Source organism: Actinotalea ferrariae CF5-4 (assembly GCF_000603945.1).
In the GTDB taxonomy this organism is placed as follows: Bacteria; Actinomycetota; Actinomycetes; order Actinomycetales; family Cellulomonadaceae; genus Actinotalea; species Actinotalea ferrariae.
The window spans coordinates 24,078-34,277 of record NZ_AXCW01000007.1; the positions used below are offsets into that span (position 1 = coordinate 24,078).

Below are 10,200 nucleotides of genomic sequence, written 5' to 3' on the forward strand. Positions count from 1 at the left end.
CGCGGCGCCGTCCGGCGGACGTCCGCGCGGTGCCCCGGCACGGGCCGCACCGCACCCTCCCGGCCGCGGCCGGGAGCCACCCGCACCAGCCCTGCCCCCGCCCGCACGCGCGGCACCCCGGGAGGACCACCTCATGGCCACAACGTTGCTCGAGCTCCGCCAGATCACCAAGGCGTTCGGGCCGAAGGTCGCGAACGACCGCATCTCGCTCAGCGTGATGCCCGGCCGCGTCCACGCCCTCGTCGGTGAGAACGGCGCCGGCAAGACCACCCTCATGACGATGGTGGCCGGCACGGCACAGCCCGACTCCGGTCAGATCCTCGTGGACGGCAAGGAGACACGGATCTCCAGCCCGCAGCGTGCCGCCGCGCTCGGCATCGGCATGGTCCACCAGCACTTCAAGCTCGTCCCGTCCCTGACGGTCGCGGCGAACATCTTCCTCGGCCGCGAGCACACGACCGGCGGCCGCCTCGACACCGCGCGCATGGAGGCGGAGGTCGCCGAGCTCAGCGAGCGCTTCGGCCTCGAGATCGACCCCCGCGCCAAGGTCTCCTCCCTCTCGGTGGGGCAGCGTCAGCGCGTCGAGGTCCTCAAGGCCCTGAGCCACGACACGCGGCTGCTCATCCTCGACGAGCCGACGGCCGTGCTCACGCCCGGCGAGACGGACGAGCTCTTCGTCGTCATCCGGTCGCTCGCCGAGCGCGGCTGCGCCGTCCTGTTCATCTCCCACAAGCTCGGCGAGGTCCTCGCGATCGCCGACGAGGTCACGGTCATCCGGGACGGCCGGACGATCGACACCCTCCCCGCCGCGGGCCTCTCGCAGGCGGACATCGCGCGGATGATGGTGGGCCGCGAGGTGCTGCTGCGCATCGCGCACACCCCGGCGACGCCCGCCGAGGAGGTGCTCGCGGTCGAGGACCTCACCGTCGTCGACGACCGCGGCGTCACCGTCCTGAAGTCCGTCTCCCTGTCCGTCCGCGCCGGCGAGATCGTCGGCGTCGCGGGCGTGGAGGGCAACGGCCAGAGCGAGCTCGCGGCCGCCGTCGCCGGCATGCACCCGGTCGACGGCGGGCGGGTCGTCCTGGACGGCACCGACGTCACCGCCGCGACCGTCGCCACGCGGCGCCAGGCCGGGCTCGCCTACATCCCCGAGGACCGCCACGAGGTCGGCACCGGCCCGGCGATGTCCGTCGCGGAGAACCTCACCGCGACCCACACCGAGGCGCCCGTCGCCCGCCGCGGCTGGATCAGCACCCGCTGGTCGCACGCGTTCGCGCAGCGCCTCATCGGCGTCTTCGACGTCCGGGGCGCCGGGCCGCGCACGCCGATCGGCACGCTGTCCGGCGGCAACATCCAGAAGGTCATCATCGCCCGCGAGTTCGCGAGCGACCCGCGCCTGCTCATGGTCAGCCAGCCCACCCGCGGCGTCGACGTCGGCGCCATGGAGTTCGTGCACAACGCGATCGTGCGTCGCCGTGACCAGGGCGCGGCGGTGCTGCTGTTCTCCGCCGACCTCAACGAGGTCATGTCGCTGTCCGACCGGCTGCTCGTCATGTACCGCGGCGAGGTGATCGCCGAGTTCACGCAGGAGACGATGAGCGAGGCCGCCGTCGGCCTGGCCATGGCCGGTGTGCCGCCCACGCAGGACAAGGTCGCCGAGGCGGAGCGCCACCACGAGCAGGTCATCCACCAGCTCGGTGAGCCGGTGGCCGCCGTCTCCGCCGCGGCGGAGGTCGACACCAGCGTCGCGATCGAGGAGACCGGCGCGGCCGGCCGGCTGCCGGCCGACCTCAGCCCCGCCGCCCTCCTCGCCGAGGGCGGGACCGACGACGCCCGGCACAAGGAGAGCGCGGGGCAGTGGCTGCGCCGCACCGCCCGGTCCGTGCTCACCGGCTCGGTGCAACCGGTCGTCGCGATCGGCCTGTCGCTGCTCATCGGCCTGGTCATCATCCTGGCGCTGGGCTCGAACCCCCTGGACGCCTACGACCAGCTCTTCTTCTCCGCGTTCCGCACCCCGTTCGGCACGGCCGGGTTCATCGCCCAGTTCGTCCCGCTCGCGGTGCTCTCGGCGGCCGTGATCATCTCCTTCCGCGCCGGCTTCTTCAACATCGGGGGCGAGGGCCAGCTGTTCCTCGGCGCGATGGCCGGGGCGTGGGTGGGCTTCACGTTCACCGACCTGCCGCCGGTGCTCCTCACGGTGCTCATGCTCGTCGCCGGCGTCATCGCCGGCGGGCTGTGGGGCCTGCTGCCCGGTGCGCTCCTCGCGTACTGGCGGGTGGACATCATCGTCACGACCCTCATGCTCAGCACCATCGCGATCCTGCTCACCGCGTACCTGGTGACCGGTCCGCTGCGGGACCCCGAGGCCGGCCTGGCCGGCTCCCCCCGCGTTGCCGACGAGGCGCGGCTCCCGCTCTTCTCGGCGCAGTACGGGATCGGCCTGGACCTCGTCATCGCGCTGCTCGTCGTCGTCGTCCTCGGGCTCGTCCTGACCCGCTCGGTGTGGGGCCTGCAGGTCCGCCAGCTCGGCGAGATGAACCGGTTCGCCGAGTACACGGGCGTCAGCCCCAAGAAGATGAGCATGCAGGTCATGGCCCTGTCCGGGGCTGCGGCCGGCATCGCGGGCGTCCTGTTCGTGCTCGGCCCCAACGGCGGCCGCTTCCTGCAGAACTTCTCGCCGGGGTACGGCTTCCTCGGCATCACCGTCGCGCTGCTCGCCCGCCTCAACCCGTGGGCCGCACTCGTGGCGGCGGCGTTCTACGCCAACATGATGGCCGGCTCCAACGCGATGCAGATCAACGCGGGCGTCCCGTTCCCGCTGGTCAACGTCCTGCAGGGCCTCATCATCCTCAGCATCACCGCGGTGTTCGTCGTCGACCGGCGCACCCGGGACCGGGTGCTCGCGATGCTGCCGATCCGCCGTCCCGGCGCCACCGCCGTGACGACGTCGGGTGCCGAGCTCGCCGACGCGCCGGCCCAGGGCCGCGGCGACGCGACCCCGGTGTCGGCACGCGGCGCCGCGGACCGGTCCGATCCCCGAACCCCGAGCGACGACGGCGACCCGACGGTGGGGAGCCGGACGCCCGGCGCCTCCGCCGACCAGGCAGGAGAGAACCGATGAACCTCGTCGAGCAGATCTTCACCGCGGCGACGCTCGCGGTCATCCTGGCCAAGGTGGCCCCGCTGCTGCTGGCCGCCCTCGGCGGCGCGTTCACCCAGCAGGGCAACATCCTCAACATCGGCCTCGAGGGCATGATGCTCATCGGCGCCTTCACCGCGATCGCCGTCGGGTCCACCGCCGGCAGCGCCCTCGTCGGGGTCATCGCGGCGATCATCGCGGGCCTCCTGCTCGCGCTCGTCTACGCGGCCGCGACCCTCGGCCTCAAGGCGGACTTCATCGTCGTCGGCATCGGTGTGAACCTGCTGGCCGCCGGTCTGTCCGTCTTCCTGCTCCAGGTCGTCTACGGCAACCCGGGCGTGACCCCCGGGGACGCGACGATCCGGCTGCCGCGGATCGACCTCGGCCCGCTCGGGGAGATCCCGGTGCTCGGCCAGGCGCTGGACCGGCAGACGGCGATCGTGTGGCTGGCGCTGCTGGCCGTGCCGGTCTCCTCGTTCGTCCTCTACCGCACCCGGTTCGGCGTCCACCTGCGCGCCGTCGGCGAGGACGAGGCCGCCGCGGAGGCGGCGGGCATCAGCGTCAACCGCGTGAAGTTCGCGAGCATCCTCATCTCGGGTGCGCTCTGCGGCCTGGCCGGTGCGCAGCTCGCGATGGCGACGCTCGGCAGCTTCACCGCGAACATGACGGCGGGGCGCGGCTTCATCGCGGTCGCCGCCCTGACGTTCGGCCTGGCCCGACCGGTCCGCACCATGGTCGCGGCGTTCATCTTCGGCGCCGCCGACGCCATCGCGGACCTCATGGGCATCGAGGGCATCAACTCCAACCTCGCCCTCATGACGCCCTACATCATCACGATCATCGCGCTGGTCCTGGTCGGCATCCGCTTCCGCAAGCTGCGCTCCGGGCGCGCCCTGGCGACGCCCGCCCCGCGGACCGCCTAGGGGCCCCGCCCCGGCCGGCCGCCTCGTCCGCGAGGCGGCCGGCACCCCGGGCACGACCCGGACGACCACCCGGCGCGACCACCTGCAGATCGCGACCACCGACAGAGCGACTTCCGCGTGCGCGGCACCTCGGCCTGCGCGCGCCCGACCAAGGAGACATCGTGACCGAACGGATCATCCTGGACTGCGACCCGGGGCACGACGACGCCCTGGCGATGATGCTGGCCGCGGGCGACCCGCGCGTGGAGCTCGTGGCGGTGACGACCTGCGCCGGCAACCAGACGGTGCAGAAGGTCACGCGCAACGCGCTGTCCGTGTGCGCCGTCGCCGGGATCGACGTCCCCGTCGCGGCCGGTGCCGCGGGACCGCTCGTGCGGCCGCAGATGGTGGCGCCGGACATCCACGGCGAGTCCGGGCTGGACGGCCCGGTCCTGCCCGAGCCGCGGCGCGCGGTGGACCCCCGGCACGCCGTCGACCTCATCATCGAGGAGGTCATGGCCGCCGAGCCGGGCACCATCACGCTGGTGCCGACCGGCCCGCTGACCAACATCGCCCTGGCCATGGCCAAGGAGCCGCGGATCGTCGAGCGCGTCAAGCGCGTCGTCCTCATGGGCGGCGGCTACACGCGCGGCAACCGGACGCCCGCGGCGGAGTTCAACATCATCGCCGACCCGGAGGCGGCCCAGGCCGTCTTCGCCGGGGCCTGGCCGGTGACGATGGTCGGCCTGGACCTCACGCACCAGGCCCTCGCGACGCCCGAGGTGGTCGAGCGCATCGCGGCGATCGGCTCGCCGCTGTCGGACTTCGTCGTGGAGGTGCTGACGTTCTTCGGCCACACCTACAAGGAGGTCCAGGGCTTCGACGCCCCGCCGGTGCACGACCTGTGCTGCGTCGCGTGGGTCGCGGACCCGGAGGTCTTCACCACCCGCAGCGCGTTCGTCGCCGTCGAGCTCACCGGCACGTGGACCACCGGCATGACGGTGACCGACTTCACCGACCTGCTCGGCCAGGCCCACAACACCGACGTCGCGATCGACCTGGACCACGGCCGGCTGTGGGACATGACCGTCGACGCGCTCGCCGCCCTCTCCGCGGGCGGCGCGCGATGAGCCGGATCGCCTCCGGCATCGGCGAGGGCGCGACGGCCCGGCCGGCACCGGCCCCGGAGCCCGCCGTCGACATCCTCTTCGACTGCGACACGGGCATCGACGACTCGATGGCCATCGCCTACGGCGCCGGCAACGGCGCGCACTTCGTCGCGTGCACGACGACGCACGGCAACGTGCCGTCGGCGACGGCGGGCCGCAACACGGTGACCGTGCTCGACGCGCTGGGCCTGACGGACGTCCCGGTCCACGTCGGGGCGCACCGGCCGATGGCCCAGGCGCTCCAGACCGCCGAGTGGGTGCACGGCGAGGACGGCCTCGGCGACGCCGGCGTGGTGCAGTCCACCCGGCCGGTCGCGGGGCACCTGGGCGCGGCGGAGATCGTCCGGCTCGTCCACGAGCGGCCCGGCGAGCTCACCCTCGTCGCCGTCGGCCCCCTGACGAACCTGGGCCTGGCGCTGGTCATGGATCCGGATCTGCCGCGCCTGGTCCGCAACGTCGTGATCATGGGCGGTGCCGTCAACACGGCCGGCAACGCCTCGCACGTCGGCGAGGCCAACGTGTGGCACGACCCGGAGGCCGCCCAGCTCGTCGTCGAGGCGCCGTGGGACCTCACGGTGGCAGGGCTCGAGATCACCATGCGCACGGCGCTGCCGACGTCGGCCATCGCCCGCATCGAGGCCTCGCAGGACCCCCGCGCCCGGCTCATCGGGCGGGTGTTCCAGCACTACCTCGGCGTGTACGAGCCGATCGTCGGGGCGCGCACGTGCGTCCTGCACGACCCCCTGGCCATGGCCCTCGCCCTCGAGCCCGACCTCGCCACGTACCGCCTCGCGCGGGCCGGCGTCGAGCTGCGCGGCGAGCGGTCCCGCGGCCAGGTCGTCGCGGACCTGCGCAACTTCGAGCCGGACCCGACGGACCCCAAGGAGCCGGGCGTCGTCCGGCTGGTCGACACCCTCGACGTCGACCGCTTCCACGAGAACTTCCTGCGCGCCCTCGGCGCGTGACCCGCACCCCCCACGGAGGACACGTGACCACCCCCACGCCCGTCGTCATCGACACGGACCCCGGCATCGACGACGCGCTGGCGATCATGCTGGCGTTCGCGTCGCCCGAGCTCGACGTCCGGGCGGTGACGACCGTCGGCGGCAACACCGGCCTGGCCAACACCACCGAGAACGCGCTGCGGCTGCTGCACCTCCTGGACCGCGACGACGTCCCGGTCGCCGCGGGCGCGGACGTCCCCCTCGTGCGCCGCGACTCCCGCGCGGACGAGACGACGCACGGCGTCGACGGCTTCGGCGGCGTGCAGCTGCCGGCGGCGCCGCGCGGCGCGGACCCGCGCGGGGCGGTCCAGCTCCTCGTCGACGCCGTCGAGGCGTCGGACCGGCCGGTCACGATCATTGCGCTGGGGCCGCTGACCAACGTCGCGGCGCTCATCGCGGCCCGGCCCGACGTCGCGGCCCGCCTGGAGCGCATCGTGCTCATGGGCGGGGGAGCGCGCGTGCTGGGCAACATGACCCCGGCCTCGGAGTTCAACATCTGGTTCGACCCGGAGGCCGCGGCCCGCGTCTTCGCCGCCGGCATCCCGATCACCATGGTCGGCCTCGATGTCACGCACCAGGCGCTCACCGCCCCGGGCGACTGGGACCCGCTGCGCGCCGACGACGCCGGGCCGGTCGCCCGCGCGGTGCTGGGGATGGTCGACTACTACACGCAGTACCACCTGGCCCGCGTGGGCACGGACAGCACCGCCCAGCACGACTCCCTCGCGGTCGCCGTCGCCATCCGGCCGGACCTGGTCACCACGCGCGCCGTCCACGTGGACGTGGAGTACGTCGGCACGCTCACCCGCGGCATGACGGTCGTCGACCTCGACGGCGTCGGGGGGCTCGCCCCCACCGCGGACGTCGCGCTCCAGGTGGACGCCGACGCCTTCAACGCGCTGCTCATCTCCCGGGTGGCCGAGCTGGACCGGAGCCTCCGGTGAGCGCCGCAGGGACACCGCACGAGCGGGCGGCGGGCTCCGTCGCGGAGCGGCCCGCGCACCGCGTGAAGATGGTCCTGGACTGCGACACGGGCGTCGACGACACCCTCGCGATCCTCTACGCCGCGCTGCACCCGGCCGTCGAGCTGCTCGGCGTCGGCTCCGTCTGGGGCAACGTCGACCTCGACACCGCCACGCGCAACTGCCTGCACACCGTGCACCTCGCCGGCCGACCGGAGGTGCCGGTCGCCCGGGGCGCGGACCGCCCGCTGCTGCAGACCGACCCCGTCTTCGCCTACCACGTGCACGGGGACGACGGTCAGGGCAACGCCGGCACCGGCCGCGCCGTCGGGGCGCCGGCGACCGAGTCCGCCGCCGAGCAGATGATCCGGATCGCCCGCGAGCACCCGGGCGAGGTGGAGATCGTCGCCGTCGGCCCGCTGACGAACGTCGCGATCGCCCTCGGCCTGTGCCCGGAGCTCCCCTCGCTGGTGCGCGGCATCACCATCATGGGCGGCGCCGCGCTCGCCCCGGGCAACGTCACCGAGGTCGCCGAGGCGAACATCTGGTGCGACCCCGACGCCGCCGCCGCGGTGTTCAACGCCGCCTGGACGGTCACGATGATCGGCCTCGACGTCACCATGCTCACGACGCTCGACGACGGCCACCGCGCCCGCCTGGACACCGGCGGCACGCTCGGGCGCTACGTCTCGGGGATCCTCGACCACTACATCGGCTACTTCGCCGAGGTGGCGTTCGGCGAGCGGCGCAGCTGCATGCACGACGCGCTCGCGGTCGCGGTCGCGGCCGGGACGCTCGTGCCCGACCTCGCCCCGCTCGTGCGGGCGTACGTCTCGACCGAGGGCCCGACCCGCGGCCAGACCGTGTGCGACCTGCGCGGCATGTACATGGGGTTCCCCGAGCAGGAGGGCGCGCGCTGCCGCCCGGTGCTGCGGACCGACCCCGCCTTCGCGGACGAGGTGGTCGACCTGCTGATCGCCGCCGGCGACGCCGCGATCCCCGTCGAGCGCGGCTCCGCCGCGACCCCTGTCGAGAAGGAGTCCTGATGATCGACCTCACCGGCCAGGTCGCCCTGGTCACCGGCGCGGCCCGCGGCATCGGCCGCTCCGTCGCGGAGGCGATGGCCGAGGCGGGCGCCGCCGTCGTCGTCACCGACGTGGCCCGGCAGGTCGAGGGCCTGACCTACGGCACCGCCTCCGACGACGACCTCGCGGCCACGGTCGCCGCGATCGAGGCGGCCGGGGGCCGCGCGATCGCGGTCCACGCCGACGTCCGCCGCGACGCCGACCTCAAGGCCGCCGTCCGCGCCGCCGTCGAGACGTACGGCCGGCTCGACCACGTCGTCGCCAACGCGGGCATCGCGAGCTGGCCCGAGAGCACGTGGCAGGCCACGAGCGAGCAGTGGGAGACGATGATCGACGTCGTCCTCACGGGGACCTGGCGCACCGTCAAGGCGGCGGTGCCCGCGATCCTCGAGGGCGGCCGGGGCGGCTCGATCGTCTTCGTCGGCTCGACAGCGGCCGTCAAGCCGCTGCCGACCATCGGGCACTACGCCGCCGCGAAGAACGGCCTGGTCGGCCTGCTCAAGAGCCTGGCCCTGGAGCTCGCGGACCAGAGCATCCGGGTCAACATGGTCCACCCCGGCGGCACCGGCACGGAGATGACCCAGAACCCTGCCGCCGAGCACTGGCAGGCCACCGCCAAGGGCGTCGGCAAGACCCTGACCCTGCCCATGCCGATCCACCGCATGGAGCCGGTGGACGTCGCGCACGCGGTGCGCTGGCTGTGCTCGGACGAGGCCCGCTACATGACCGGCACGCAGATGGTGCTGGACGCGGGGGCGACGCTCCAGTGACAGCCCGGCCCTCGAGCACCCCGTACCGGGACGTCCTCACCCTCGGGCTCTTCGCCTCCGTCCTCAGCGCGGCGATGATCCAGGGCGGGCTCGGTGCGCTGCTGCCGTACATGGGCGAGGACATGCCCATGTCGTACACGCTCGAGAGCCTCCACATCACCGGTCTCGCCGTCGGCGGCGGGCTCGCCTCCGCGCTCGCGGAGATCCTCCGACGGCGCCTCGGCCGCGGCCGGGTGCTCGTGCTCGGCGCCGCCTCGTGCGTCGCCGGGTCCGTGCTCCTGGCCGCGGCGCCGGCGCCGGCGGTCAGCGCGGCGGCGATGGTCTTCATCGGGTTCGGGCTGACCTCCACGCTCATCGCGGGCCAGGTGCTCCTCGCCGCGCTGCACGGCGCCCGCGGCGCCCGGATGATCGGCGAGCTCAACGTCTCCTACTCCGTGGGCGCGCTCGTGGCGACGGCGGCCCTGCCCGCCCTGGCCGCGAGCGTCCTGGGTTGGCGCGGGTTCGCAGCCGTCCCGGCGGTGCTGCTCGCCCTGGTCGTGCTGCCGCTCGTCCTGCGCGGCGTGCGCCGGACGGCGACCGACGCCGCCGTCGCGGTCCCCGCCGGCACCGGGCACGCCACCGGGCGGGCCCGCCTGGCTCCGGCGGTGATGTTGCTGTGCGTCGTGGTCGAGTGGGGCTTCCTCTTCTGGCTCGCGACGCACCTGACCACGGTCGCGATGCTGAGCACGGCCGACGCCGCGCGCGCGACGGCGGCCATGTGGGTCGCCGTGCTCGTGGGCCGGGTCGCGGGCAGCCGCCTGATGGGCTTCCTGCGTCCCGGGGTGCTGCTCGCGGGCTCCCTCGTGCTCGCGGTCGTCGCCACGGTGGCCCTGACCGTCGTCTCCACGCCGAGCGCGGCGGTCGTCACGGGCGTCGTCGCCGGGCTCGCCGCCGCCAACTTCTACGCCGGGTCCGTCGCGTACCTCATCGAGGCCGACCCCGTCCGCGCCGACGCCGCCGTCGCGCGCGGGTCGCTGATGTCCGGGATCGCGCTGGCCTTCGCGCCGCTGGGCATGGGCGTCCTCGCCGACGTCATCGGGCTGCGGACCGCGTTCGCCGGCGTCGCGACCGTGGGGATCGTCCTGGCCGCCGTCAGCCTCGTCGTGACCTGGCCCGCCCGGCGGGCCGCG

8 protein-coding genes are annotated in these 10,200 nt (G+C 74.1%); all 8 read left to right on the forward strand.

The features are described 5' to 3' along the window. The first annotated feature begins 133 nt into the window (after positions 1 to 133). Positions 134 to 3,121, forward strand: a complete 2,988-nt coding sequence (locus N866_RS21240; protein WP_162177284.1) for an ATP-binding cassette domain-containing protein — start codon at positions 134 to 136, stop codon at positions 3,119 to 3,121. After that, positions 3,118 to 4,062: an ABC transporter permease gene (locus N866_RS01550; protein ID WP_052022239.1), complete on the forward strand. Its 945-nt coding sequence runs from the start codon at positions 3,118 to 3,120 to the stop codon at positions 4,060 to 4,062. Before N866_RS21240 ends, N866_RS01550 begins: the two co-directional genes overlap by 4 nt. A 161-nt stretch (positions 4,063 to 4,223) precedes the next feature. After that, positions 4,224 to 5,171: a nucleoside hydrolase gene (locus tag N866_RS01555; RefSeq protein WP_034221661.1), complete on the forward strand. Its 948-nt coding sequence runs from the start codon at positions 4,224 to 4,226 to the stop codon at positions 5,169 to 5,171. Then, on the forward strand, positions 5,168 to 6,175 hold the full coding sequence (locus N866_RS01560; RefSeq protein WP_081802235.1) for a nucleoside hydrolase: 1,008 nt from the start codon (positions 5,168 to 5,170) through the stop codon (positions 6,173 to 6,175). Before N866_RS01555 ends, N866_RS01560 begins: the two co-directional genes overlap by 4 nt. A gap of 23 nt (positions 6,176 to 6,198) precedes the next feature. Then, positions 6,199 to 7,158, forward strand: a complete 960-nt coding sequence (locus N866_RS01565) for a nucleoside hydrolase (RefSeq protein ID WP_034221663.1) — start codon at positions 6,199 to 6,201, stop codon at positions 7,156 to 7,158. Then, entirely contained in the window at positions 7,155 to 8,222 is a 1,068-nt protein-coding gene (locus N866_RS01570; protein ID WP_052022240.1) for a nucleoside hydrolase, read from the forward strand. Before N866_RS01565 ends, N866_RS01570 begins: the two co-directional genes overlap by 4 nt. Beyond that, a complete protein-coding gene (locus N866_RS01575) occupies positions 8,222 to 9,031 on the forward strand; it encodes a mycofactocin-coupled SDR family oxidoreductase (RefSeq protein ID WP_034221666.1) in 810 nt (269 codons plus the stop codon). The genes N866_RS01570 and N866_RS01575 overlap by 1 nt, the downstream gene beginning before the upstream one ends. Continuing rightward, positions 9,028 to 10,200: MFS transporter (locus tag N866_RS01580; RefSeq protein WP_034221668.1), on the forward strand; the 1,173-nt coding region annotated here is incomplete at its 3' end. The genes N866_RS01575 and N866_RS01580, both read left to right, overlap by 4 nt.

Bases quoted from the DNA above. Each gene is read 5' to 3' on its own strand.
- N866_RS21240 (WP_162177284.1), top strand. From the start codon at position 134: ATGGCCACAACGTTGCTCGAGCTCCGCCAGATCACCAAGGCGTTCGGG.
- N866_RS01550 (WP_052022239.1), top strand. From the start codon at position 3,118: ATGAACCTCGTCGAGCAGATCTTCACCGCGGCGACGCTCGCGGTCATC.
- N866_RS01560 (WP_081802235.1), top strand. From the start codon at position 5,168: ATGAGCCGGATCGCCTCCGGCATCGGCGAGGGCGCGACGGCCCGGCCG.
- N866_RS01575 (WP_034221666.1), top strand. From the start codon at position 8,222: ATGATCGACCTCACCGGCCAGGTCGCCCTGGTCACCGGCGCGGCCCGC.